Here is a 26,125-nt window from a genome sequence, read left to right as displayed (position 1 = left end):
CGGTTTGCTCCTGAAAAAGGCATGTACAGCTAGTATCTCATGAATCGCAGCGCAATAAAGTGCTCATCGTACAGAGTTGGATTGATTTAGACGTCTGGATGCCTTAACATCCGTTTTGTTTACGGTCATCACCCGTATCTGGCAGAAGAAAATGCCACGGCTAACTTACATACGATAAAAATAATCTAATGATTAAACTTTCCAATATCACCAAAGTGTTCCAGCAGGGGAACCGAACCATTCAGGCGCTGAACAATGTCAGCCTGCATGTTCCTGCTGGTCAAATTTATGGCGTCATTGGCGCATCGGGTGCAGGTAAAAGTACGCTGATCCGTTGTGTTAACCTGCTTGAGCGCCCAACCCAGGGTCGTGTAGAAGTAGGCGGGCAGGAACTGACCGCCCTTTCAGAGAAAGAACTGACGAAAGCACGCCGCCAGATTGGCATGATCTTCCAGCACTTTAACCTGCTGGCCTCCCGTACGGTGTTTGGCAACGTTGCCTTGCCGCTGGAACTGGACAACACGCCAAAAGAAGAAGTTAAGCGTCGCGTAACCGAACTGCTGGATCTCGTTGGACTGGGTGATAAACACGATAGCTACCCGGCAAACCTGTCCGGTGGACAAAAACAGCGTGTGGCCATTGCCCGCGCGCTGGCAAGTAACCCGAAAGTGCTGCTGTGCGATGAAGCCACCAGCGCATTAGATCCCGCCACTACGCGTTCCATTCTGGAGCTGCTGAAGGACATCAACCGTCGCCTCGGCCTGACCATTCTCCTTATTACACATGAAATGGACGTGGTGAAACGCATCTGTGATTGCGTCGCGGTAATCAGCAACGGTGAGTTGATTGAGCAAGACACGGTCAGCGAAGTGTTTTCCCATCCGAAAACCCCACTGGCACAACAGTTTATTCAGTCCACGCTGCACCTGGATATTCCGGAAGATTATCTGGAGCGTTTAAAAACAGAATCGACCGCGGACAGCGTCCCGATGCTGCGTATGGAGTTCACTGGCCAGTCCGTCGATGCACCGCTGCTGTCCGAAACCGCGCGCCGCTTTAATGTGAATAACAACATCATCAGCGCGCAAATGGATTACGCCGGTGGCGTGAAGTTCGGCATCATGCTGACGGAAATGCACGGCACACAAGCAGAAACCCAGGCGGCCATTGCCTGGCTGCAAGAACATCACGTAAAAGTAGAGGTACTGGGTTATGTCTGAGCCGATGATGTGGCTGCTGGTTCGCGGCGTTTGGGAAACGCTGGCAATGACCTTTGTATCAGGCTTCTTTGGTTTTGTGATTGGTCTGCCGGTCGGCGTGCTGTTGTATGTGACGCGCCCGGGACAAATCATTGAGAACGCGAAGCTGTATCGCACCCTGTCTGCACTGGTGAATATCTTCCGTTCTATCCCGTTCATTATTCTGCTGGTGTGGATGATTCCATTTACCCGTGTGATCGTGGGAACGTCTATCGGTTTGCAGGCAGCCATCGTTCCGCTGACCGTAGGAGCTGCGCCGTTTATCGCCCGTATGGTGGAAAACGCCCTGCTGGAAATTCCGACCGGTTTGATCGAGGCTTCCCGCGCGATGGGGGCAACGCCAATGCAGATCGTGCGTAAAGTCCTGCTACCTGAAGCGCTGCCAGGGCTGGTGAATGCGGCAACCATTACGTTGATTACTCTGGTGGGTTATTCCGCGATGGGCGGTGCCGTTGGCGCCGGCGGTTTAGGCCAGATTGGCTACCAGTACGGCTATATTGGTTATAACGCTACCGTAATGAATACCGTTCTGGTATTGCTGGTTGTGCTGGTTTACTTAATCCAGTTCTCTGGCGATCGCATCGTCCGGACTGTTACTCACAAATAACGTTACACACAACACAAACTCGACGAGTTAAGGATATAACATGGCGTTTAAATTAAAGACCTTTGCAGCGGTAGGCGCGCTGATCGGCTCTCTGGCACTGGTGGGTTGCGGTCAGGACGAAAAAGATCCAAACCACATCAAAGTGGGCGTTATCGTGGGTGCAGAACAGCAGGTTGCTGAAGTCGCGCAGAAAGTCGCGAAAGAGAAGTATGGTCTGGACGTTGAGCTGGTGACCTTTAACGATTACGTTCTGCCGAACGAAGCGCTGAGCAAAGGCGATATCGACGCCAACGCCTTCCAGCACAAACCTTACCTGGATCAGCAGATCAAGGATCGCGGCTATAAACTGGTGGGTGTGGGTAACACCTTTGTTTACCCTATTGCCGGTTACTCCAAGAAAATTAAATCTCTGGACGAACTGCAGCCAGGCTCTCAGGTTGCCGTCCCTAACGACCCAACCAACCTTGGCCGTTCCCTGCTGCTGCTGCAGAAAGTGGGCCTGATTAAACTGAAAGACGGTGTTGGCCTGCTGCCAACCGTTCTGGATGTCACCGAGAACCCGAAAAATCTGAAAATCGTTGAGCTGGAAGCCCCACAGCTGCCACGTTCTCTCGACGACGCGCAGATTGCCCTGGCCGTTATCAACACCACGTACGCCAGCCAGATTGGCCTGACGCCAGCGAAAGACGGTATCTTCGTTGAAGACAAAGACTCCCCGTATGTAAACCTGATCGTGACTCGCGAAGACAACAAAGATGCGGAAAACGTGAAGAAGTTCGTACAGGCTTATCAGTCTGACGAAGTTTACCAGGAAGCCAACAAAGTGTTTAACGGCGGCGCTGTTAAGGGCTGGTAATCTCACCTCAGTGTAATATCATCAAGACGGGCTTATGCCCGTCTTGTCATTTGTGCAGTCAACTGATTCAATATCTGACGTTTTGATTATCCATTGAGGAATTATTATGCGTGCTTTACCGATCTGTCTTTTAGCACTCATGCTGAGCGGCTGTTCTATGCTAAGCAGATCTCCTGTTGAACCTGTCCAAAGCACGGCAACCCCGCCAAAAGCAGAACCCGTAAAACCGAAAGCGCCTCGCCCTGCGCCGGTTCGCATTATTACCAAAGCTGACGAACTCGTGGGTAAACCTTTCCGTGAACTGGGTGAAGTAAGCGGCGAATCCTGTCAGGCTACCAATCAGGACTCTCCACCGAATATCCCAACAGCGCGTAAACGCATGCAGATCAACGCGGCAAAAATGAAAGCCAACGCGGTTCTGCTGCATAGCTGCGAAGTGACCAGTGGAACACCGGGTTGCTACCGTCAGGCGGTTTGCATCGGCTCGGCGCTGAACATTACGGCGAAATGAGTTCATTTCAGTTCGAACAGATAGGCGTTATTCGCTCTCCCTATAAAGAGAAGTTCGCCGTGCCACGCCAGCCAGGTCTGGTCACCAGCGGTGGCGAGCTTCACTTGATCGCGCCCTACAATCAGGCCGATGCCGTACGCGGGCTCGAAGCATTCAGCCACTTATGGATTGTGTTTGTGTTTCACCAGACGATGGAAGGTGGCTGGCGTCCGACCGTACGCCCTCCTCGCCTGGGAGGCAACGCCAGGATGGGCGTGTTTGCGACGCGCTCAACCTTCCGTCCAAACCCTGTCGGGATGTCGCTGGTCGAACTGAAAGGTATACGCTGTCAAAAGGATCAGGTCATACTGGAATTAGGCAGCCTTGACCTGGTTGATGGCACGCCGGTTATCGATATCAAGCCGTATCTCCCCTTTGCCGAAGCGTTACCCGACGCCCGCGCAAGCTATGCACAGGAAGCACCGCAGGCAGATATGCCTGTTCACTTCACGGCTGAGATAACCACGCAGCTTGAGCAGCTGGAAACACGCTATCCCCGCCTTCGTGACTTTATCACCGAAGTGCTGGCTCAGGACCCCCGTCCGGCCTATCGTAAAGAAGAGGACGCCGGGAAAACCTACGCCGTCTGGCTGCTGGATTTTAACGTTCGCTGGCGCGTGACCGGGGCAGGTTTTGAAGTGTTTGCCCTTGAACCAAGGTAATTTTGTCCTCCTCTCTTTTGGCATCTTTGCCACACTGGTAAACTAAACCACTTTTTTTGTCTCAGGCTGGTGTTTCAGCCTGTTCCAATCGTCGAAATGGAACCGTAACAACATGCGTACTAGCCAATATCTGCTCTCCACTCTGAAGGAGACGCCTGCCGACGCCGAAGTGATCAGCCATCAGCTGATGCTGCGCGCCGGGATGATCCGCAAGCTGGCCTCCGGGTTATATACCTGGCTGCCGACCGGCGTGCGCGTCCTGAAAAAAGTCGAAAACATCGTGCGTGAAGAGATGAACAACGCCGGTGCTATCGAGGTGTCCATGCCTGTGGTTCAGCCCGCTGACCTGTGGCAGGAGAGCGGCCGTTGGGAGCAATATGGCCCTGAGCTGCTGCGTTTCGTTGATCGTGGCGAGCGTCCATTCGTCCTCGGCCCAACGCATGAAGAAGTCATTACCGACCTGATTCGTAATGAGCTGAGCTCTTACAAACAGCTGCCGCTGAACTTCTTCCAGATCCAGACCAAGTTCCGTGATGAAGTTCGCCCACGTTTCGGCGTCATGCGCTCACGCGAATTCCTGATGAAAGATGCTTACTCTTTCCATACGTCTCAGGAATCGCTGCAAGAGACCTACGACAAAATGTACGAGGCTTACAGCAAAATCTTCTCCCGTATGGGGCTGGATTTCCGTGCTGTGCAGGCTGATACCGGTTCTATCGGCGGAAGCGCGTCTCATGAGTTCCAGGTTCTGGCTCAGAGCGGCGAAGACGATGTGATCTTCTCTGACTCTTCTGATTACGCCGCGAACATCGAGTTTGCAGAAGCGCTGGCCCCTAAAGCGCCACGTGCTGCTGCAACCGAAGAGATGACGCTGGTTGATACACCTCACGCAAAAACCATTGCCGAGCTGGTTGAGCAGTTCAACCTGCCCGTCGAAAAAACGGTAAAAACCCTGCTGGTGAAATCCACCGAAGGTAGCGCGTACCCGCTGGTTGCCCTGCTGGTGCGTGGCGATCACGAACTGAACGAAGTGAAAGCTGAGAAGCTGCCTCAGGTTGCCAGCCCGCTGACGTTCGCAACGGAAGCGGAAATCCGTGCCGTCGTGAACGCAGGTCCTGGCTCTCTGGGCCCGGTGAATATGCCGGTTCCGGTGGTTATTGACCGTACGGTAGCCGCAATGAGCGACTTCGCCGCTGGCGCTAACATCGACGGTAAACATTACTTCGGCATCAACTGGGATCGCGATGTCGCGACGCCGGAAGTCGCTGATATCCGTAACGTGGTGGCAGGCGATCCAAGCCCGGACGGCCAGGGCACCCTGATGATCAAACGCGGTATCGAAGTGGGCCACATCTTCCAGCTGGGGGATAAATATTCCCGCGCGCTGAATGCCGCCGTTCAGGGGGAAGATGGCCGCAACCAGATCCTGACCATGGGTTGCTACGGTATCGGTGTGACGCGTGTGGTTGCAGCCGCCATTGAGCAAAACTACGACGAACGTGGCATCGTCTGGCCAGACAATATCGCCCCGTTCCAGGTGGCTATTCTGCCAATGAACATGCACAAGTCTTACCGCGTGCAGGAGCTGGCCGAAAAACTTTACTCCGAGCTGCGCGCTCAGGGTATCGAAGTGCTGATGGATGACCGTAAAGAGCGTCCAGGCGTGATGTTTGCCGATATGGAACTGATCGGTATCCCGCACACCGTAGTCATCGGCGACCGTAACCTCGACAGCGACGACATTGAATACAAATACCGTCGCAGTGGTGAAAAGCAGATGATCAAGACTGGCGACATTCTTGATTACCTGGTGAAAGCCATCAAAGGTTAACGTTAAACAAAAAACCCCGCTCAGGCGGGGTTTTTTAATGGGCCGATATCGGCTTATTTGCTGTTACAGTCTTTGCCCGCAACAAACTTCGCGTCTTTATCTGCCACCAGCGTTTTCACCAGCTCTCCGCTGTCCGGGTTCGGCTCCAGCGTAAAGTGACCATCTACCGTCAGCAGGACTGGCTTGCTGTCATTGCCACGCGCAACAGCGTAATCACGCTCCAGCTGCGCATTGTTCGCCACGCTGATTTTCTTGCCGGTGGCGCAGTCGGTAAAGATCGCCGCATCCGCCATATAGAAATACATCCCACGCATTGGCATTGGCGTTGCAGGCAGGGCCGCTTTCACCGGGGCCAGCGTATAGTTGAACTGGGACTCAATCGGATTGCCTTCGCGGTCGAGCATCTCCATCCCTTCACCTTTGGCGCGGAAATAGGTTTTCTCACCGGTGGTATCCGTCAGTACCAGCTTCTCAGCCGTACGCGCCCATGTCCCGTAGCTCGCAAAGGAAGATGGTTCTTTCGCCCCCTGATAACGCTGGTTCATAACCCAGGTACCGTCTTTCTGCAGGAACAGTGACGTTTCAATGCCCTCGCAGTCGGCACACGGTAAAACGCCGCGCCAGCTCTGCTGCATTGGTTTTAACTCTTCATTCTGCGCAGGCTGCACGACCTGCGTTTCAGAACGGTTGTTACACCCGAAAAGCGCAAACAGCGTACTCACTGCCAGCGCTGACAATAATGCTTTTTTCACAATGAATTCCTTATGAAATTGTGTTCCTTTTCGTCACTCCGTAGGGCGACGAACTTTACCGCGTAGTGCTTTCACTGTGGATTTTTGGGCCTTCGACGATAGCCGACGCTCTTTCGATGCGCGGGTCGGTCGCGTTGCCCGACGGCTTTTTTGCACTGCCGTTAGTTCTTTAATCATCGACACCAGTCTGGCAATCGCCGCTTCGCGGTTCAACTCCTGGCTGCGGTACTCCTGCGCTTTAATCACAATCACGCCATCACTGGTGATCAGATGATGGCTGGCAGCGAGCAGGCTTTCTTTGTAATACTCTGGCAGGCTGGAGGCCCGAATGTCAAAGCGCAAATGGATAGCCGTTGAAGCCTTGTTAACGTGCTGTCCACCCGCCCCCTGAGCACGGATGGCGGTGATCTCCAGCTCATTGTCAGGGATGCTAACGTTTCGGGACAAGACAATCATGGCGCTGGCTGCCACGCCGTCAAATGAATTTCCAGATTATTCTGAGAATCAGAAAGCCAGATAGCGCCGTCCTGAATTGTGGCCTGCAGGACCATCGTCCGGCTGGCAAACTCGCTCAGCTTCGCCAGCTGCTCATCGTCCAGATACCAGACGGTAAGGTTGGCAAACTGCCCGCACTTGCTCTTGCTTTGCTGCCACCAGATTTCCGCAGCACGTTGATTATACGCGAATAACGCCACGTTAGCGGACTGCGTGCAGGCCTTTTTAATGCGGCGCTCATCCGGCAGACCGAGTTCAATCCATAAATCGATACCCAGATGATCGTTGTGCAGCCAGGCCTCTGGCTCGTCCTCAGCGCTTAAGCCACGGCTAAATTGCAGACGCTCGTCAGCATACTTTATCCACGCCAGCAGGCGCAGCATCATGCGCTCCTGGGTTTCAGAGGGGTGGCGTGCCAGAGTGAGTGACGCATCCAGGAACTGGTTGCGGTCAAGATCTGCCACATTGACCACAGCTTTATAAATTGTCGCTTTCAGCGCCATGAGAGAACTCCTTTCGAATCAGGCGCACATTGTAGCGAAAAAGGAATAAAAAGGCTGTTCCCGGGTGAACATTCACCGGCTATCAAGGCGCTGATATTGCTTAAATGAGTATGGTATAGTCACCTTGCTAAACCGAGTTTATCTTCGTAGGCTTAATGATATCTCACAGTAAGTCAGTGCGCTGGCGGGAGGGGATGTGAATAATTATTGTGAGTTAATTCGCAAACGGTATGCGGAAATCGCCAGCGGAGATCTGGGGTATGTCCCGGACGCGTTGGGCTGTGTATTGAAAGTGCTTAATGAAGTGGCCTCTGATGAGGGCCTTTCAGAATCGGTCAGGGAAAAAGCAGCGTATGCTGCGGCGAATTTACTGGTGAGCGATTATGTCAATGAATGAAACTTATCAACCCATCAATTGTGATGACTATGACAACCTCGAACTCGCCTGCCAGCATCATTTAATACTGACGCTGGAGTTAAAAGATGGCGAAGTGTTGAAGGCAAAAGCCAGCGACCTGGTTTCGCGAAAGAATGTGGAATATCTGATAGTGGAAGATGCCGGGGCGACGCGTGAGCTACGTCTGGACAAAATTGCCAGTTTCAGCCACCCGCAAATCGGCACCGTTGTGGTGAGCGAATCCTGATGACACTAACGGGCAGCCCGGCTGCCCGTTACGCTTTCCACTCAAACTGCATGCCCGTTTCTGCCCACCCCTCTTGCGTAATGAATACCCCTGCTGCAGCAATCAGCGTTTCACCGTAGAAAAGTAGCGGCGTGGTATCGCGTCGCCAGGGCGGCACATTGCTCTCCTGCCAGATTTTCTTCAGCTTCCGCCCTCCGTTGCGCCCGACAATATGCAGCAGACCGCCCGCCTTAAAGCGCACGGTGACCGGCTCCCCGGGTTCAGGCAGACGTACATGGCCGGTTGGCACCAAAGACACACGACCGGCATCACAGGGCAACAGCAGCGGTTCCGCAAGCGACGGCCAGTCGAGTACCCTGTCGGCGAGCGAGGGAGATGATTTAACCCACCAGAGCGCCCCTTTATAGCGTCTGACGTCGAAACCGTTCAGGTGCACACACGGCGTAGCATCTTCCCGCGCCAGGGCGACTTCATCCCAGAAACGAGCCAGCATTGCCCGCGACGGCATAGCGGCACCGTGAGAGGCCAGCCAGCGTCGTAACAATGCGGCCCGACGCGCCGGGCTCATCGCTTCCAGCGGTGCGATGGTAAGCGATCCCTGCGCGGAAATCAGTTCCGCCAGCTCTTCGCTCAGCAGCTCATCCAGCAGACTCTCCTGTTCAGCGCACAGCATGGCGCTGCGTGCTGCCGCTTCTGCAAAGTGCGGCCAGCGTTCGCTCAGAAGCGGTACGACACGCAGACGCAGGAAGTTACGGTCATAGCGGTCATCCTGGTTGCTTTCATCTTCAATCCAGCTCAGCTCGTGTTCCCGTGCCCACGTTTCCAGCGAGGCTCGCGTCTCGCCAAGCAGTGGGCGAAGGAGGTGCGATCCGGCGAAATCAGCCCGTTCTGGCATCGCGGATAATCCCGCCGGGCCGCTTCCTCGTTTGAGGGCCAGTAATAACGTCTCGCACTGGTCATCGAGATGCTGCGCCGTGACCAGCGCTTCGTCAGGCTGTAATTCAGCGGCAAAAGCGGCATAGCGTGCTTTACGCGCCTGCGCCTCAATGCCCAGCCCCTCATCCTGGAGATGTACACGTTCAACAGTCAGCGGGATCGCCCATGCCGCACACACCGCCTCGCAGTGTGCCACCCACGCATCCGCGTGCGGGCTTAACCCGTGATGAATGTGCATCGCCCGAAGCTGAATATCAGGCTCGTTGTCACGCCAGAGTTTGAGACGGTGGAGCAAAACGGTGGAATCCAGGCCACCGCTAAACCCCACCAGCAGCTGGCGGTACGGTGAAACGGCTTGAGCAATCGCGGGTAGGGTCATAGAAAATCACATATAAAAATGCCCGAACTGAGCGGGCATTATCACACAGGGTGGAAATTACTGCTGGTAAAGCTCCAGCGGAAGGCCATCCGGATCGTTGAAAAAGGTAAAACGCTTGTCGGTGAACGGGTCGATACGAATCGCTTCGCACTTCACGCCGTGGGTTTCCAGATGTTTTACGGCGCGATCAATGTCGTCGACGCTAAAGGCAAGGTGGCGCAGGCCGCAAGCTTCCGGGCGGGACGGACGTGCTGGCGGAAAAGGAAAAGAGAACAGCTCAATCACATATTGCCCGTTTAAAGCGAGATCGCCTTTCCAGGAGTCACGCTCCTCACGATACGCCTCGCTTAACAACGTAAAGCCCAGAATATCGCAGTAGAAGGCCTTACTTTTTGCGTAATCGGTGGCAATGATCGCAATATGGTGAACCTGTTTTAAACCCAGCATAGCTTCTCCTTTTTATGATGCCTGAACGTTACAACCGACAACCCGGGCCTGGCAAGCTGTCGCCCTTATTTTAGGACTCGCACCCAGTAAACCCCTTGCTCATCGCGCTTCGCCCCGTGAATATCAGTCTCAAAGCCCGGATAGTGGCGCCCCACTGAGCAGAGCATCAGCAGAAAATCGAGCACCGCCCGACTCTCTTCGGTGATCATCTCCCCCGGCATCAACAACGGTACGCCCGGCGGATAAGGCAGGATCATGTTAGCCGACACGCGCCCGACCAGATTTTCCAGCTCAACGGTTTCAACCTCCCCTTTCACCTGACGTTGCCAGGCCTTGTGTGGGGTCAACTTCATCTCCGGCAGCACGTCAAACGCCTGCAGCATCAGGCGCGGCAGATCGTGCTGACGGATCAGCCGATGGATCCCCTGAGCCAGATCCTGAATGCGCATATTGCGGTAGAAGTCAGGATCTTCAGCATAAAGATCCGGCAGCATATTTTTCACCCGCAGGTTGAGATCGTAAGCGCGCTTAAACTCCATCAGTCCGCGCAATAAGCCCATCGCACGGGTTTTATCTATCCCAATACTGAACAGGAACAAGAGGTTATACGGGCCGGTTTTCTCCACCACTACGCCACGTTCATCAAGGAATTTTGCCACCAGAGCAGCAGGAATGCCTTCGTCACTCATCGTGCCTTGTTCGTCCATCCCCGGAGTCAGGATCGTTACCTTCACCGGGTCGAGGAACATATGGTCGGCGTCGGCATCGCGAAAACCGTGCCAGCTCTCGCCAGGTGAGACAGGCCAGCACTCGGCCTCATCAATCTCTTCGGGTTGCCAGATATCGAAGAACCAGCCGTCTGCTTCATCTTTAAGCCGCTGGACTTCTTTACGGAAATGCAGCGCCCGCTCCACAGACCGATTGATCAGACGCTTGCCCGGATTCCCGCGCAGCATTGCCGCCGCCGTTTCAATAGAGGCCACCAGCGGATAGCTTGGCGAGGTGGTGGTGTGCATCATAAAGGCTTCGTTAAACGTCTCTTCGTCGTACTCGCCTTTGATGTGAATAAGCGAGGCCTGAGAAAACGCGGCCAGCATTTTGTGCGTCGACTGCGTTTCGAAAAACACTTTGCCCGGCACGCGCTCACCGCTCATGCCGCTTTTTCCCGCGTAAATCGGGTGAAAGTTGGTGTATGGCACCCACGCGGAGTCAAAGTGGATCGACGGGACATCCAGCGTCTGCTTAATCCAGTTGGTGTTATAGAGCAGACCGTCATAGGTGGAGTTAGTGATGACCGCATGGATCGGCCAGCTTGCCCCCGGGATCGCCGCGACCTTATGTTCAATCGCGGCGTGGCTAAATTCACGACGCGGGATCCCGCCGAGGATCCCAAGCGCGTTTCGCGTCGGGGAGAGCCATAACGGCACGACATCGCTCATCATCAGCAGATGAGCCAGCGACTTGTGGCAGTTACGGTCAATCAGCAAGGTGCTACCGGCGGGTGCGGCGTACATTCCGACGATTTTGTTTGATGTCGAGGTGCCGTTGGTCACCATATAACTCTGCTCGGCCCCAAAAGTCCGGGCAATGTATTCTTCAGCTTCCAGGTGCGGTCCGGTGTGATCGAGCAGCGATCCGAGTTCAGTGACGGAAATCGACACGTCCGCTTTGAGCGTGTTGCCCCCGAAGAAATCATAGAACAAACAACCCACCGGGCTTTTTTGATAGGCCGTCCCTGCCATATGGCCTGGCGTGCAGAAGGTGTATTTGCCTTCTTTGACGTAAGTAAACAGCGCGCGGGTAAACGGTGGCGTGATGTTATCGAGATATTCACCGGTGTACTGTTGAATACGGGTCGCAATATCTTCCGCGACACCGAGTGAGTATTCAAAGAACCACAGCGCCATTCGCATATCATGAGCGCTCACGTCCATTGTCGAGTGGGTATTAATAAAAGCGTACAGCGGGAGATATTCGTTCAGCTTATTGATATCGCTGCACAACTCCATGTCGTACTCGTCCCAGTCGAAGATCACGCCACAGATGCGAGGGTTGTGCTCGATAAATTTCAGCAGGTCGGCGCTATTGTGCGGCCAAATCAGCTGGTACCCACGGGACTGAAGGGCGTGCTCCAGCTCCTTAATGGGCTCGTCTTTATAAAAGACGCCGTGCGGCCCCATAATGGCGATGATGTTCACGGTTTACCTCCTTGAAAAACATTAGCTAAGCATAGTTAAGGTAAACGGCAGGCATAAAAAAAGCCGCAACAATGTGCGGCTTTTAGGATAATTGTGAAGCTTACGCGTAACCGTAGGTCATCAGACGCTGGTAACGACGGTTGAGCAGATCTTCTGTGCTCAGGACATCCAGGTCCGCCAGGTCTGCCAGCAGCTGCGCTTTCAGGGAAGCCGCCATCACTTCCGGCTTACGATGCGCGCCACCCAGAGGTTCAGGGATCACGGAGTCGATCAGCTTCAGCTCTTTCAGACGTGGGGCAATGATGCCCATCGCTTCTGCAGCCAGAGGCGCTTTATCGGCGCTCTTCCACAGAATAGAGGCACAACCTTCCGGGGAGATAACGGAATAGGTGCTGTACTGCAGCATATTCACTTTATCGCCCACGCCAATCGCCAGCGCACCACCGGAACCCCCTTCACCGATAACGGTACAGATGACCGGCACCTTCAGGCGAGACATCTCGCGAAGGTTGCGTGCGATGGCTTCTGACTGGCCACGCTCTTCCGCGCCCACGCCAGGATACGCACCCGGGGTGTCGATGAAGGTGATGATTGGCATCTTGAAACGCTCAGCCATCTCCATCAGACGCAGGGCTTTACGGTAGCCTTCTGGTGCCGGCATACCAAAGTTACGGCGAATTTTCTCTTTGGTTTCACGACCTTTCTGATGACCAATGATCATCACCGGGCGCCCGTCCAGACGTGCGATGCCGCCGACGATAGCTTTGTCGTCAGCGTAAGCGCGATCGCCTGCCAGTTCGTCAAATTCGTCAAACGCCAGGCGGACATAATCCAGGGTGTACGGACGCTGTGGATGACGCGCCAGCTGGGCGATCTGCCATGCGCCGAGATCGGCAAAGATTTTGCGCGTCAGTTCTACGCTTTTCTCACGCAGACGATGCACTTCTTCATCGATGTTAATATCCAGTTTTTCATCCTGACGGCTTACCGCTGTCAGAGAATCGATTTTCGCTTCCAGCTCAGCAATCGGCTGTTCGAAATCAAGGAAATTCAGACTCATAGTATTCCTGTATTAGTCAAACTCCAGTTCCACCTGCTCCGAACCAATGAGGCCACGGAGATCGTTAAGTAAACGATCGCTCGGAGAGACACGCCACGTTGCACCAAAGCGCAACCGCGCACGTGCATCCGCCCTCTGATAGTAGAGATGTACTGGAATTGTCCCCGAGCGGTGGGGTTCCAGAGACTGACGGAGTCGGTTTAAAAGCTGGTCATCAATTTGCCTGTCCGTCAGCGAGATAGCAAGCCCGCGAGCATATTTTTCCCGGGCTTCGTCAATGTCCATCACTTCGCGGGCGGTCATTTTAAGCCCCCCACTGAAGTCATCAAAGCTGACCTGTCCGCTGACGATAAGTATGCGGTCTTTTTCCAGCAAATGCTGGTATTTATCCAGCGCGTCGGTGAACAACATCACCTCCAGACGCCCGGAACGGTCATCCAACGTACAGATGCCGATACGATTGCCGCGCTTGGTGACCATAACCCTTGCAGCAATCACGAGCCCCGCAGCCGTGGTGATTTTACCACGTTCTGTCGGATGCATGTCTTTCAGCCTGTAGCCTCCGACATAGCGCTCAATTTCTTTGATGTACTGGGTGATGGGGTGCCCCGTCAGGTATAAGCCTAACGTTTCACGCTCTCCATCCAGCACCACCTGTTCTGGCCACGGCTGGCAGCTGGCATAAGACTGCTCTATCTGCTCTGGCTCTTCCGCCAGTACGCCAAACATATCCGCCTGACCGATCGCTTCCGCTTTGGCGTGCTGATCAGCCGCTTTCAGCGCATCGCCGAGAGAGTTCATCAGCGCGGCGCGATGCGGCCCCAGCCTGTCGAACGCGCCGGACATGATCAGTTTTTCGAGCACGCGTCGGTTCAGTTTTTTGGTGTCCGTACGGGCGCAAAGATCGAACAACTCGCGGAAATAACCGCCGTTGTTACGCGCTTCGAGGATTGCCTCAATCGGGCCTTCACCCACGCCTTTTATCGCGCCAATCCCGTAAACAATTTCCCCGTGCTCGTTGACGTGGAAATGATAGAGACCGGAGTTGATATCCGGCGGCAGGATCTTAAGCCCCATGCGCCAGCACTCATCGACCAGACCAACCACCTTCTCGGTGTTGTCCATATCGGCAGTCATAACCGCCGCCATAAATTCAGCAGGATAGTGCGCTTTCAGCCACAGCGTCTGGTAAGAGACCAAAGCATAGGCAGCAGAGTGGGATTTGTTAAATCCGTACCCGGCGAATTTCTCTACCAGGTCAAAGATTTTGATCGCCAGCTCGCCATCAATACCGTTTTTTCTTGCGCCTTCTTCGAAAGTGCCGCGCTGCTTGGCCATCTCTTCCGGCTTTTTCTTACCCATCGCACGACGCAGCATGTCCGCGCCGCCAAGGGTGTAGCCAGAGAGCACCTGGGCAATCTGCATAACCTGTTCCTGGTACAGGATAATGCCGTAGGTTGGCTCCAGAACGGGCTTCAGGCACTCGTGCTGCCACTGCACATCCGGATAGGAAATCTCTTCACGCCCGTGCTTACGGTCGATAAAGTTATCTACCATCCCTGACTGTAGCGGGCCCGGACGGAACAGGGCCACCAGTGCGATCATATCTTCGAAGCAGTCAGGCTGCAGGCGCTTAATCAAATCTTTCATGCCGCGGGATTCAAGCTGGAAGACGGCGGTGGTCTCCGAGCGCTGCAGCATGTCGAAACTTTTCTTATCATCAAGCGGGATGGCCGCGATATCCAGCGGCGGCTCGCCATTCTTCTCGCGACGGGCGTTGATCATCTCCAGCGCCCAGTTGATGATGGTGAGCGTACGCAGACCGAGGAAGTCAAACTTCACCAGCCCGGCGTATTCGACGTCGTTCTTGTCAAACTGGGTGACCGGATGCTGGCCCGTTTCATCGCAGTATAGCGGCGCAAAATCGGTGATTTTGGTCGGCGCGATAACTACCCCACCCGCATGCTTACCGGCGTTACGCGTGACGCCTTCCAGCTTACGGGCCATGTCGATCAGCGCTTTAACTTCTTCATCGGCTTCGTAGATTTCTGGCAGCTGTGGTTCAGCTTCAAACGCTTTTGCCAGCGTCATACCTGGGTCAGGTGGAACCAGTTTAGAGATACGATCGACAAAACCGTACGGATGCCCCAGTACACGGCCAACGTCGCGAATAACCGCTTTCGCTGCCATCGTACCGAAGGTAATAATCTGCGATACCGCGTCGCGGCCGTACATGTCCGCCACGTGTTCAATAACCTGGTCGCGTTTCTCCATGCAGAAGTCGACGTCAAAGTCGGGCATCGAGACACGTTCCGGGTTAAGGAAACGTTCGAACAGCAGGTCAAATTCCAGCGGGTCGAGGTCGGTAATTTTGAGTGCATAGGCCACCAGCGAGCCCGCACCGGAGCCACGCCCCGGTCCAACCGGTACGCCGTTATCCTTCGACCACTGGATAAACTCCATAACGATCAGGAAGTAGCCCGGAAAACCCATCTGGTTGATCACCTGGAGTTCAATATCCAGGCGCTCGTCATATTCTGGACGACGCTTTTTACGCTCTTCTTCATCCGGGAAGAGGAATTCCAGACGCTCTTCGAGGCCTTCTTTTGACTTCATGACCAGGAAGTCTTCCGTGGTCATGTCCCCGGTCGGGAACTGCGGCAGGAAGTATTCGCCAAGGCGCACGGTGACGTTACAGCGTTTGGCTATCTCTACGCTGTTCTCCAGCGCTTCCGGGATATCGGAGAAGAGTTCGCACATCTCCTCTTCATTGCGCATGTACTGCTGCGTCGAGTAGTTGCGCGGACGTTTCGGATCGTCAAGCGTGAAGCCATCATGAATCGCGACGCGAATCTCATGCGCGTCAAAATCGCCAGGCTCAAGGAAACGCACGTCATTGGTTGCCACCACGGGCAGGCCGCGTTCTTCAGCCAGCGCAACCGCGGCGTGCAGGTAACTCTCTTCGTCCTGCCGACCGGTGCGGATCAGCTCAAGGTAGTAACGATCCGGGAAATGTTCTTCATAGAACGACACGCACTGATCCACCAGCGCACTGTTGCCACGCAGCAGACATTTGCCGACATCACCCATACGGCCGCCGGAGATCAGCAGCAGCCCGTCGTTCAGCTCAGCCAGCCAGTCCCGGTCAATCCACGGCCCCAGTGCGCCATAGCCGCGCTGATAGGCTTTGGAGATAAGCAGAGTCAGGTTTTGATACCCTACGTTATTCATCGCTAACACGGAGATTTGCGTCAATTCATCGCCGATAAGATCGCTTTGGACGTGAAAATCCGCGCCAACGATGGGTTTCATCCCCGCGCCATGTGCCGCTCCGTAGAACTTCACCAGGCCACACAGGTTGGTAAAATCGGTGATCGCCAGCGCAGGCATGCCAAGCGAGGCCGCCTTTTTTACCAGCGGCCCGGTCTTCGCCAGCCCATCGATCATGGAGTAGTCGCTATGCACCCGCAGGTGTACGAAACGTGGTTCAGCCATCTTCAGATTCCGCGTTACTTAATTGCTTGCGTATTGATTCAGGACACCAGTCCCAGCGCGCGTTTCACCGGGCCAAAGCTGCGTCGGTGATGTTCAGTTGCGCCATGTTCAGCCAGCCTTTCCAGATGAAAGGCCGTTGGATAACCCTTATGCTGGGCGAAGCCATACTGAGGGTAAGTGAGGTCCAGCGCGGCCATTTCGGCATCACGCGTCACTTTGGCAATGATAGAAGCCGCACTGATTTCTGCGACCCGGCTATCGCCTTTCACCACCGCCATTGACGGCATCGGCAACGCAGGGCAGCGGTTTCCGTCAATCAGGACATACTCCGGGGCAATTTTCAGACCCGCCACTGCACGCTGCATCGCCAGCATAGTGGCATGCAAAATATTGAGTTCGTCGATCTCATGCGGCTCTGCACGCCCCAGGCTCCAGGCCAGCGCCTTTTCCTGAATCTCACTAAACAGCGCCAGACGGCGCTTTTCAGACAATTTTTTAGAGTCGTTTAACCCGATAATCGGGCGAGCAGGATCGAGGATCACCGCAGCGGTCACCACTGCACCCACTAACGGGCCACGACCGACTTCGTCCACACCCGCCACGAGGTGGGTGTGAGGATAAATAAATTCCATCATTTTGCTAACTCCAGCACCGCTTCAGCCGCTTGTTCATCGGCATTACAGCGGATCTGCTGATGCAGTTCGCGGAACGTATCATGCATCTGGTGGCTGGTTTTGCCGTCGGCCAGTAGCGGTAACAACGCATCGGCCAACGCCTGCGGCTCGCACTCATCCTGCAGAAGCTCTTTCACCAGCTCGCGCCCGGCAAGCAGGTTTGGCAGAGAGACATAGTCCGTTTTCACCAGACGTTTCGCCAGCCAGAAGGTGAACGGCTTCATGCGATAGCCTACCACCATCGGGCATTTCGCCAGCATACACTCCAGCGCAGCGGTGCCCGAGGCCAGCAGTGCGGCGTCGCTTGCGACCATCGCCTCACGGCCCTTCCCGTCCAGCAGATGAACATGGAGATCCGGAGCAACCTCCGCCTTGATGCGCTCAAACTGCTCGCGACGTTTTGCATTCACCAGCGGCACAACCACTTCGAGGTCAGGATAGGTCTTGCGAAGGATTTGCGCCGTTTTCAGGAAGTCCGCGCTGAGCATCTCGACTTCTGCACCACGGCTACCAGGCAGCAGTGCCAGACAGTGCGCATCATGAGAAATACCCAGCACATCGCGCGCCGCGTTTTTATCCGGATCCAGCGGCATTGCATCCGCCATGGTATGACCGATAAAACGGCACGGGACATTAAATTTGTCGTAAAACGCTTTTTCGAAAGGCAGAAAAGCCAGCACCAGGTTGGTTGACCGTCCGATTTTGAAAACGCGTTTCTGTCGCCACGCCCAGACAGACGGACTGACATAATGAATGGTTTTGATGCCCTTCTGCTTCAGATTCCCTTCGAGGGTAATGTTGAAATCCGGTGCATCGATACCGACAAACACATCGGGTTTGAGTTCGGTAAAGCGACGGGTGAGATCGGCACGAATGTGCAGCAGACGACGCAGGCGACCCAGCACCTCAACGATGCCCATCACAGCCAGCTCTTCCATTTCATACCAGGCTTCACAGCCTTCGGCCTGCATCAGCGGGCCAGCAACGCCTACAAAGCGCGCATTGGGTACCCGGGCCTTGAGCGCACGGATAAGACCTGCACCAAGAATATCGCCGGAGGTTTCTCCGGCGACCAGGGCTATCGTAAGCGGACGACTGTCGACCATTAACGAATCAGACCCCTTGTGGAACGGTCAAAGAACGTCATGAACTCGTTCACTTCAGGGTGCTTTTCCGCCAGCTCGACAATTTCCGGCTTCGCCTCTTCCAGCGTTTTACCGCTACGGTACAACAGTTTGTACGCGTTGCGGATTGCAGTAATCGCTTCGCGGCTAAAGCCACGACGCTTGAGGCCTTCGATGTTCACGCCAAACGGCGTGGCATGGTTACCCTGCGCAATGACGAACGGTGGGACATCCTGCGCCACACCGGAGCATCCGCCGACCATCACGTGTGCACCAATGATGCAGAACTGATGGACTGCGGTCATGCCGCCAATAATTGCGAAATCATCTACCGATACGTGTCCTGCCAGCGTTGCGTTGTTGGCAAGAATACAGCGGTTACCTACCGTACAGTCGTGCGCGATATGCGCATTAACCATAAACAGGTTGTCGCTGCCCACCTTCGTCAATCCACCACCCTGTACTGTTCCACGATGAATGGTGACGCTTTCGCGAATGCGGTTACGATCGCCGATTTCCAGACGGGTCGACTCACCAGCATATTTAAGATCCTGGTTTACTTCGCCGATGGAAGCGAACTGATAGATCTCGTTATTGCAGCCAATAGTCGTATGACCATTCACGACAACGTGAGATTTCAGTACTGTACCCTCACCAATTTCGACATGGGGTCCAACAATACAAAATGGGCCAATATGGACGTTAGCACCAATGATGGCACCGACTTCCACAATGGCGGTAGGATGAATAAAGGCGGATTTATCAATCACGTATCAAGACTCCCGGCTACGAGCACACATCATAGTCGCTTCGCAAACAACTTTGCCATCAACCAGAGCTACGCCTTTGAAGCGAGTCAGGCCGCGACGCGTTTTTTCAAAAGTGACTTCCATGATCATCTGATCACCAGGCACGACAGGACGCTTGAAGCGCGCTTCATCGATACCCGCGAAGTAGTACAGCTCACCCGGCTCCAGTTTGCCCACGCTTTTAAACGCAAGAATACCGGTAGCCTGTGCCATCGCTTCCAGAATCAACACACCCGGGAAGATAGGTTTACCCGGGAAGTGTCCCTGGAAGAACGGCTCGTTCACGGAAACATTTTTCACTGCGCGCAGAAAACGACCTTCTTCAAAATCCAGCACACGGTCTACCAGCAAAAACGGGTAGCGGTGCGGCAGAAGTTCTAAAATCTCTTCAATATGCAGAGTATGAGTGTCAGTAGTCAAAATACTCTTCCTGTCAAAATGTACTGATAAAAATAATAACACGGCCTGCCGGTTTATAAGAAAGCCGACAGGCCGGGGAATATAGCATTAAACGGATGAACGCTTAGTCTTGTTGATCGATTTTGCGCTCAAGAGACTTGAGTCGCTTGCTCATATCATCAATATTCATCACCAGAGCAGCTGTTTTACGCCATACCTTGTTGGGTTGCAGCGGGATGCCAGAGGAATAGACGCCAGGTTCGGTGATAGGACGCATTACCATGCCCATTCCTGTCACGGTCACCTTGTCGCATATTTCCATATGGCCATTAATCACGCTCGCACCGCCGATCATGCAGTAACGGCCAATTTTCAGGCTGCCCGCCATGATAACGCCACCCGCAACCGCGGTATTGTCGCCAATCACAACGTTATGCGCAATCTGGCACTGGTTATCGATGATAACACCATTGCCAATAATCGTATCGTCAAGTGCACCACGGTCAATGGTGGTACAAGCACCGATCTCAACACGATCGCCGATAATCACGCGACCAAGCTGTGGGATCTTAACCCAATTACCACGATCGTTAGCGTAGCCAAAGCCATCAGAACCAATCACTGTGCTGGACTGAATGAGGCAATTTTCGCCAATTTCTACTTCATGGTAAACAGACACGTTGGCCCATAAACGGGTCCCGGCGCCGATTTTCGTATTTTTCCCAACGAAGCAGCCTGGGCCAATGACAACGTTATCGCCCAGCACCACGCCAGATTCGATAACGGCATTTGCGCCAACTGCCACGTTGTGACCAAGCTGAGCCGTCGGATCAATCGCTGCACTGGCAGCAATGTCCTGCGCCGGCTGCGGCGTGGAATCAAGAATTTGTGCCATGCGTGCATACGTCAGGTAGGGATTTTTCACTACCAACGCGCTTCCAGTGGCAAACGGAAGATCGTCCTGCGTCAGAACAACAGCTGACGCCTGGCATTGAGCCAGTTGCTCACGGTACTTAGGGCTTACCATGAAGGTAATAGTGCCGGCTTTAGCAGATTGCATGGACGCAACAGCGGTGATGACGAGATCGCCATCACCGTGTAATTCTGCATCCAACTGCTGAGCTAAATCAGCCAGTCGAATTGAAGGCATTACTTATTTAACCTGTTTCAGAACATCAGCGGTGATGTCTTTAACATCGCTGCTGTTGAAAGCAACGGCATTCGCATCAACAACCAGATCGATGCTCTGATCGGCAGCAACTGCTTTAACAGCAGTCTGAATGCGAGTCACCAGCTTGCCACGCTCTTCGTTAGAACGACGCTGACGATCCTGCTCGAAAGCCTGCGCTTTCTGGGAGAATGTCTGACGCTGAGCCATTACGTCTTTTTCCAGCTTGCTACGGTCGCTCGCTTTCATGGTAGAACCATCACGCTGCAGACGCTGCATTTTGGACTGAAGATCGTTTTCCATACCCTGCAGTTCGCTTGCACGGCCTTTGAATTCGTTTTCCAGCGTCGCAGAAACACCAGTTTTCTGTGCAACCTGCTGGAACAAATTACCCATGTTGACGATTGCAATTTTGTCTGCTGCCTGAGCAGAGGTTGCCATCGCTAAACCGAGACCTGCAGCTAATAACCACTTTTTCACAATTAACTCCTTACCATCCCATTGGCACCAGAAGGTACCGTTCTTTGCGTGGCAAGGCGATCGTGTTACCGATCGCCAGTTGTCAGCGCTACACTGCCAACGCATTCCATTGCAGCGGATTATTACCAGGTTTTACCAATGTTAAACTGGAATTGCTCCGCTTTGTCTCCATCGTATTTCTTAAACGGCTGGGCGTAAGAGAAGACCAACGGCCCCAGCGGTGACATCCATTGTAATGCGATACCTGCAGACATGCGAATATTGCTCGGATCGCTGTAGTCTGGTACGCCTGCCGCACGCATCTGGGCAGTATTCTCCCAGTTGGTATCCCATACAGTACCGGCATCCCAGAAGATGGATGTACGGACTGAGTTTGCGTATTTATCACTGATGAACGGCGTTGGTGTGATGAACTCCAGGCTGGCAACGGCCATGGCGTTACCGCCCACCGCATCATCAGAGCTACAGACTTCAGAAGACGACGATTTATTACAGTTATCGGTGTCGTTACCGCCGTAATAGACCGCTTTCGGACCAATGTTGTTGGACTGGAAGCCACGGACGGTGCTGGAACCACCGGCGTAGAAGTTCTCATAGAATGGCAGTTCTTTGCCACCTAAACCATCGCCATAGCCCCAACGGGTACGACCCAGGACGACCCACTTGTGGTCGTCATCAATTGGGAAGTAGGACGCGGTGTCCAGCGTTACCTTGTAGAACTCGTTATCAGAACCCGGAACGGTCACTTTACCGTTCAGGTTGACACGAGAACCTTCCGTCGGGAAGTAACCGCGGTCGAGACGGTTATAGGTCCAGCCATAGTTGAAGGTGAAGTCATCAGCAGCAAAGCCGTTGTTGTCCCCATTTTTACTGGTTGACTGGCCAATAGAGTCCAGATAACGCCACATCGCCACCTGCGGTTGCATGTTGGACAGGTCGTTATGCACATAACCTAAACCAGCGCGCAGCGAGTTGTATTCGTTAACCGGGAAGCCGAGCGTGCCATCTACACCGTAGCTCTTGTTGGTGTAAGAAGACAGATCCGCGTCATCTGCTTTAAAGTCGTTATAGAAGATACGACCGCCCAGGCTCACACCATCTACGGTGAAGTATGGGTTGGTAACAGAGAACTCAGAGTAGGTCTGGTAGTCGTTTTTGGTACCGTTGATACCTACGGAGTAACCCGTACCCAGCCAGTTATCCTGCTGTACGCCGACCTGGAAGCTGACGCCACTTTCAGTACCGTAGCCCACACCGAAGTTAAAGCTACCGGTGTTACGCTCTTTGACTTTATAAACGACATCAACCTGATCCGGGCTGCCCGGAACACGCTGGGTATCGGTATCAACCGTTTCGAAATAGCCCAGACGGTTCAGACGCTCTTTACCCTGGTCAACAAGGTCGCTACCTAACCATGCGCCTTCCATCTGACGCATCTCGCGACGCAGGACAGAATCTTTAGAGGTGTCGTTACCTTCGAAGCGGATCTTACGCACGTAGAAACGGTTACCCGCATCAACGTTAACGTGAAGCTTCACAGTTTTATCCGCGTCGTTGATTTCAGGCTGAGTTTGTACACGCGGATAAGCATAACCATAGCGGCCGAGCAGCTTCTTAATGCTGTCTTCCATTTTGGTCACTTTAGACCCGCTATACAGCTCGCCCGGCTGAATTTTGGTCAGCGATTCGATCTCAGCAGAATGGCCTGCCAGGTTACCACTCACGTCAACACCAGAAAGCTTGTACTGATCGCCTTCTGTGATGTTAATCGTAATGTAGATGCCTTTCTTGTCTGGCGTCAGACTGACCTGAGTCGAGTCGATGTTGAAACGGGCATAACCGCGATCCAGATAGTAGCTGCGCAGGGTTTCAAGGTCGCCCGCCAGTTTCTGCTTCTGGTATTTACGATCGCCCACCACGTTCCACCATGGCACTTCGTCGCGCAGCTGGAACGTAGAGATCAGTTCATCGGTGCTGAACGCGTGGTTACCCACGATGTTGATCTGTTGGATCTTCGCAGAAACACCTTCCTGGAAGACCAGTTTCAGGTCAACACGGTTACGTGGCAACGGCGTCACAACCGCTTTCACGCTGGCACTGTATTTACCCACGCTGTAATAGAAATCTTCCAGACCTTTTTCTATGTCTGAAAGGGTTGTGCGGTCCAGGGATTCCCCCACACGTACGCCAGATGCTTCAAGGTTCTGCTTGAGCATGTCATCTTTCACCGACTTGTTACCGGAGAAGGTGATACTGGCGATCGTCGGACGTTCTTTTACCTGAACCAGAAGCGTATCACCATCGCGCAGGACGCGGACATCCTCGAAGTTGCCAGTGGCAAACAGAGCACGGATGGTGTTACTGATGTCATCATCATTAACCGTATCGCCGGGGCGCACAGGCATACTGAGGAGGGCCGCACCAACGGCGACACGCTGAAGGCCTTCGAAATGAATGTCTTTCACTACGAACCCGTCAGCACCGTATACGGTGGCGCTGCTAAACAGCAGCGACGCTATGAGCAACTTTTTCATCGCCATCGTTATTATGCGTTCTTCCTAACTAACTCTCTTACAACCGAGAGAAATCATTGAAAAGTGCAAGCCCCATTAACAGCACCAGCAAAATCGAGCCAATGCGATAACTAAAGTCTTGAACTCGCTCGGATACCGGCCCGCCTTTTAGCTTTTCAATCGCCAAAAACAGCAGATGACCCCCGTCTAAAACGGGAAGCGGGAACAGGTTGATTATCCCAAGGTTCACGCTAATGAGCGCAAGAAACATGAGATAGTAAATCACCCCGAACTCCGCTGACATCCCAGCCCCCTGAGCTATTGAAATTGGCCCACTGAGGTTGTTCAGTTTCACATCACCGGTTATCAATTTCCCCAACATGTTTACCGTCAGCTTCATCAGTTGCCATGTTTTATCCGTGGCTTCAAGGATGGCGCTGAACGGCCCATACTGGCGTATTGTCTTGTACTCATCTGGCAGCGGGATGACTTTTGGCACAACGCCTGCAAACCCTTCTGCCTTTTTGCCGACCGACTTCGTATCCGGAGTCAGCGTCAGCGAAAGCGGACTGCCCTGCCTTTCAACTTTCAGCGCGAGCGACGTGCCCGGATTATCGCGCACCAGAGTAACAAAGGTCATCCACTCTGTTAATGGTTGACCATCGACTTTAACGATCCTGTCGCCCGCTTGCAAACCTGCTTTGCTGGCAGCCGAGTTTGCCTGTACTTCGGCTAATACCGGCTCAATCTGCGCACCGCGTGGACGAATGCCCAGCGCAGAGACGGGATCTTCTTTGTCTGGCTCGAAACGCCAGTGACGTAAATCGAGCACTTTGTCCTGCCGCTGGTCAGAACCAAACGGCGACACGCTGAATGTTGTCTGCCGATCGCCAATTTTGGCTACCAGCTGCAGACGCACGGCATCCCAATCAGGGGTTTCGATGCCATCAATCGCTTTAAGTTCCATCCCCGGCGTAATTTGCGCACTCGCCGCGATGGAATCAGGCGCAATTTCACCCACAACCGGACGCACGCCAGGCACGCCGATGATAAACACCAGCCAGTAGGCGAAAACAGCAAAGATGAAGTTGGCTACCGGCCCGGCAGCGATGATGGCGGCGCGTTGTCCAACGGTTTTGTTGTTGAATGCGCTGTGTCGTAGCTCAGGGGCAACAGGCTCAACGCGTTCGTCGAGCATCTTAACGTAGCCGCCAAGCGGGATAAGAGCGATGACAAATTCTGTGCCGTGGCGGTCAGTGCGCGTCCAGAGTGATTTACCAAAACCGATGGAAAACCGCTCTACCCGCACACCGCAACGGCGAGCAACCCAGAAATGGCCAAATTCATGCACGGTAATCAGTACACCCAGTGCAACAATGAACGCCGCCAGATTCCAGAGAATGCTCAGCATAAAACCTTCCGTTAAATCGTCCCGAATACCAGTAAAAGCAAGCACGCAAACACTGGAACAGCCGCTGTCAGGCTATCAATGCGATCCAGTATACCGCCATGTCCTGGAATCAGGTGTCCGCTGTCTTTAATCCCTGCTTCACGCTTAAACATACTTTCGGTTAAATCACCGAGTACCGAGGCCAGCGCAGCAAAAATAGAGCACACCAGCAGTATTGACGGTGCCACTTCCAGATTCGCCCAGACGCCATAGCCCCAGGAAATGATTGCTGCCGTAAACAGGCCGCCGATGAATCCTTGCCAGGTTTTGCCCGGAGACACTTTTGGCGCCAGTTTATGTTTGCCAAACAGTTTACCAAACATATAGGCCCCAGAGTCAGCCCCCCAGACGAGAATCATCACATAAAGCAGCCAGATCGCGCCGCTGTAGTGGTTTTCGTCATAGTGCCAGGCGCGCAGTGCGACCATACCCCAGAAAAAAGGAACAATTGTGAGCAGGCCAAAAATAAGACGCAACACTTTTGAATTACGCCAGAATGCCGCGGAACCTGGGTAAAAAAGCACCAGCAGCAGCGCGGCAACCCACCAGCCCAGCGATACCCAAAGGGAACCGGCTACCAGCGGTTGATGAATATCATGGTGATATTCAGGCAAGGTAAACAGCATCAGGGCCAGGATAAAGCCACAGAGTACCGCCAGCCATACCCGCTGAGTGCGTGAGGTAAAGCCGCTAAACTGACCCCATTCCCACGCGGCGAGCATGCAGACCACCAGCGTCAAAATAGCGAATCCCACCGGGGGCAGTAAAAACAGCGCCGCAATGACAATGGGTATTAATACAAAAGCGGAAATCAGGCGATACTTCAGCAAAAGC

General features: G+C 53.8%; 25 protein-coding genes. 8 read left to right on the top strand and 17 right to left on the bottom strand.

The window, feature by feature from the left end:
* Positions 1–188: 188 nt before the first annotated feature.
* The 6 genes from metN to proS all read left to right on the top strand — a co-directional run bounded on the left by metN (position 189) and on the right by proS (position 5,765).
* Entirely contained in the window at positions 189–1,220 is a 1,032-nt protein-coding gene (metN, locus tag AM379_RS12135) for a methionine ABC transporter ATP-binding protein MetN (RefSeq protein WP_014168731.1), read from the top strand.
* Positions 1,213–1,866: a methionine ABC transporter permease MetI gene (locus tag AM379_RS12130; RefSeq protein WP_014168730.1), complete on the top strand. Its 654-nt coding sequence runs from the start codon at positions 1,213–1,215 to the stop codon at positions 1,864–1,866. Before metN ends, AM379_RS12130 begins: the two co-directional genes overlap by 8 nt.
* Positions 1,867–1,906: 40 nt before the next feature.
* Positions 1,907–2,722: a methionine ABC transporter substrate-binding lipoprotein MetQ gene (gene metQ / locus AM379_RS12125; RefSeq protein ID WP_014168729.1), complete on the top strand. Its 816-nt coding sequence runs from the start codon at positions 1,907–1,909 to the stop codon at positions 2,720–2,722.
* Between the two features lie 106 nt (positions 2,723–2,828).
* A complete protein-coding gene (gene rcsF / locus AM379_RS12120; RefSeq protein WP_014168727.1) occupies positions 2,829–3,233 on the top strand; it encodes an Rcs stress response system protein RcsF in 405 nt (134 codons plus the stop codon).
* Complete coding sequence (gene tsaA, locus AM379_RS12115) at positions 3,230–3,934, top strand: tRNA (N6-threonylcarbamoyladenosine(37)-N6)-methyltransferase TrmO (RefSeq protein WP_032679646.1); 705 nt, start codon at positions 3,230–3,232, stop codon at positions 3,932–3,934. Before rcsF ends, tsaA begins: the two co-directional genes overlap by 4 nt.
* A gap of 112 nt (positions 3,935–4,046) precedes the next feature.
* A complete protein-coding gene (proS, locus tag AM379_RS12110) occupies positions 4,047–5,765 on the top strand; it encodes a proline--tRNA ligase (RefSeq protein ID WP_014168725.1) in 1,719 nt (572 codons plus the stop codon).
* Positions 5,766–5,818: 53 nt separating this feature from the next.
* On the opposite strand, the gene nlpE is transcribed toward proS, so the two are convergent.
* Genes nlpE through AM379_RS12095 form a run of 3 tightly spaced genes read right to left on the bottom strand, consistent with a single transcriptional unit; the run spans position 5,819 to position 7,515 of the window.
* Positions 5,819–6,517, bottom strand: a complete 699-nt coding sequence (nlpE, locus tag AM379_RS12105) for an envelope stress response activation lipoprotein NlpE (protein WP_014168724.1) — start codon at positions 6,515–6,517, stop codon at positions 5,819–5,821.
* A gap of 33 nt (positions 6,518–6,550) precedes the next feature.
* On the bottom strand, positions 6,551–6,973 hold the full coding sequence (gene arfB / locus AM379_RS12100; RefSeq protein WP_020882624.1) for an alternative ribosome rescue aminoacyl-tRNA hydrolase ArfB: 423 nt from the start codon (positions 6,971–6,973) through the stop codon (positions 6,551–6,553).
* Entirely contained in the window at positions 6,970–7,515 is a 546-nt protein-coding gene (locus AM379_RS12095) for a YaeQ family protein (RefSeq protein ID WP_014168722.1), read from the bottom strand. The genes arfB and AM379_RS12095 overlap by 4 nt, the downstream gene beginning before the upstream one ends.
* A 196-nt stretch (positions 7,516–7,711) precedes the next feature.
* On the opposite strand from AM379_RS12095, the gene AM379_RS12090 reads away from it, so the two are divergent.
* Together AM379_RS12090 and rof are read left to right on the top strand one after the other, a co-directional pair.
* Positions 7,712–7,912, top strand: a complete 201-nt coding sequence (locus AM379_RS12090; protein ID WP_014168721.1) for a YaeP family protein — start codon at positions 7,712–7,714, stop codon at positions 7,910–7,912.
* Entirely contained in the window at positions 7,899–8,159 is a 261-nt protein-coding gene (rof, locus tag AM379_RS12085; RefSeq protein ID WP_014168720.1) for a Rho-binding antiterminator, read from the top strand. Before AM379_RS12090 ends, rof begins: the two co-directional genes overlap by 14 nt.
* Before the next feature lie 28 nt (positions 8,160–8,187).
* Here the strand turns inward: rof and tilS are convergent, their stop codons facing one another.
* The 14 genes from tilS to cdsA all read right to left on the bottom strand — a co-directional run bounded on the left by tilS (position 8,188) and on the right by cdsA (position 26,121).
* On the bottom strand, positions 8,188–9,474 hold the full coding sequence (gene tilS, locus AM379_RS12080) for a tRNA lysidine(34) synthetase TilS (RefSeq protein WP_032679645.1): 1,287 nt from the start codon (positions 9,472–9,474) through the stop codon (positions 8,188–8,190).
* Positions 9,475–9,531: 57 nt separating this feature from the next.
* The gene (locus tag AM379_RS12075; protein ID WP_014168718.1) at positions 9,532–9,921 is read right to left on the bottom strand and encodes a VOC family protein; all 390 of its coding nucleotides are present in this window, start codon (positions 9,919–9,921) and stop codon (positions 9,532–9,534) included.
* 65 nt (positions 9,922–9,986) lie between these two features.
* The gene (locus AM379_RS12070) at positions 9,987–12,119 is read right to left on the bottom strand and encodes a lysine decarboxylase LdcC (protein WP_014168717.1); all 2,133 of its coding nucleotides are present in this window, start codon (positions 12,117–12,119) and stop codon (positions 9,987–9,989) included.
* 100 nt (positions 12,120–12,219) lie between these two features.
* Positions 12,220–13,179, bottom strand: coding sequence for an acetyl-CoA carboxylase carboxyl transferase subunit alpha (gene accA / locus AM379_RS12065; RefSeq protein WP_014168716.1), 960 nt, complete (start codon positions 13,177–13,179; stop codon positions 12,220–12,222).
* Positions 13,180–13,191: 12 nt separating this feature from the next.
* Entirely contained in the window at positions 13,192–16,674 is a 3,483-nt protein-coding gene (gene dnaE / locus AM379_RS12060) for a DNA polymerase III subunit alpha (protein ID WP_032679644.1), read from the bottom strand.
* 38 nt (positions 16,675–16,712) lie between these two features.
* Positions 16,713–17,309 carry a ribonuclease HII gene (rnhB, locus tag AM379_RS12055; RefSeq protein WP_032679643.1) on the bottom strand — a complete coding sequence of 199 codons (597 nt, stop codon included), beginning with the start codon at positions 17,307–17,309 and terminating at the stop codon, positions 16,713–16,715.
* Positions 17,306–18,454 (bottom strand): lipid-A-disaccharide synthase, encoded by a 1,149-nt coding sequence (gene lpxB, locus AM379_RS12050; protein ID WP_014168713.1) that lies wholly within the window; start codon positions 18,452–18,454, stop codon positions 17,306–17,308. The genes rnhB and lpxB overlap by 4 nt, the downstream gene beginning before the upstream one ends.
* Positions 18,454–19,242 carry an acyl-ACP--UDP-N-acetylglucosamine O-acyltransferase gene (gene lpxA / locus AM379_RS12045; RefSeq protein ID WP_032679642.1) on the bottom strand — a complete coding sequence of 263 codons (789 nt, stop codon included), beginning with the start codon at positions 19,240–19,242 and terminating at the stop codon, positions 18,454–18,456. Before lpxA ends, lpxB begins: the two co-directional genes overlap by 1 nt.
* 3 nt (positions 19,243–19,245) lie before the next feature.
* Positions 19,246–19,701, bottom strand: a complete 456-nt coding sequence (gene fabZ / locus AM379_RS12040; protein WP_010426706.1) for a 3-hydroxyacyl-ACP dehydratase FabZ — start codon at positions 19,699–19,701, stop codon at positions 19,246–19,248.
* Between the two features lie 103 nt (positions 19,702–19,804).
* Positions 19,805–20,830: a UDP-3-O-(3-hydroxymyristoyl)glucosamine N-acyltransferase gene (gene lpxD / locus AM379_RS12035; protein ID WP_014168709.1), complete on the bottom strand. Its 1,026-nt coding sequence runs from the start codon at positions 20,828–20,830 to the stop codon at positions 19,805–19,807.
* 3 nt (positions 20,831–20,833) lie between these two features.
* On the bottom strand, positions 20,834–21,328 hold the full coding sequence (skp, locus tag AM379_RS12030) for a molecular chaperone Skp (protein ID WP_020882619.1): 495 nt from the start codon (positions 21,326–21,328) through the stop codon (positions 20,834–20,836).
* Between the two features lie 122 nt (positions 21,329–21,450).
* On the bottom strand, positions 21,451–23,868 hold the full coding sequence (bamA, locus tag AM379_RS12025) for an outer membrane protein assembly factor BamA (RefSeq protein ID WP_014168707.1): 2,418 nt from the start codon (positions 23,866–23,868) through the stop codon (positions 21,451–21,453).
* A gap of 31 nt (positions 23,869–23,899) precedes the next feature.
* Positions 23,900–25,252 (bottom strand): sigma E protease regulator RseP, encoded by a 1,353-nt coding sequence (rseP, locus tag AM379_RS12020; RefSeq protein WP_032679641.1) that lies wholly within the window; start codon positions 25,250–25,252, stop codon positions 23,900–23,902.
* 11 nt (positions 25,253–25,263) lie between these two features.
* A complete protein-coding gene (cdsA, locus tag AM379_RS12015) occupies positions 25,264–26,121 on the bottom strand; it encodes a phosphatidate cytidylyltransferase (protein ID WP_032679640.1) in 858 nt (285 codons plus the stop codon).
* Between the last annotated feature and the right edge of the window lie 4 nt (positions 26,122–26,125).

Source organism: Enterobacter cloacae complex sp. FDA-CDC-AR_0132 (genome assembly GCF_003010695.1).
GTDB lineage: Bacteria > Pseudomonadota > Gammaproteobacteria > Enterobacterales > Enterobacteriaceae > Enterobacter > Enterobacter ludwigii.
Note: the sequence above shows the minus strand (reverse complement) of the source record. Positions and strands in the feature narration are given on the sequence as shown.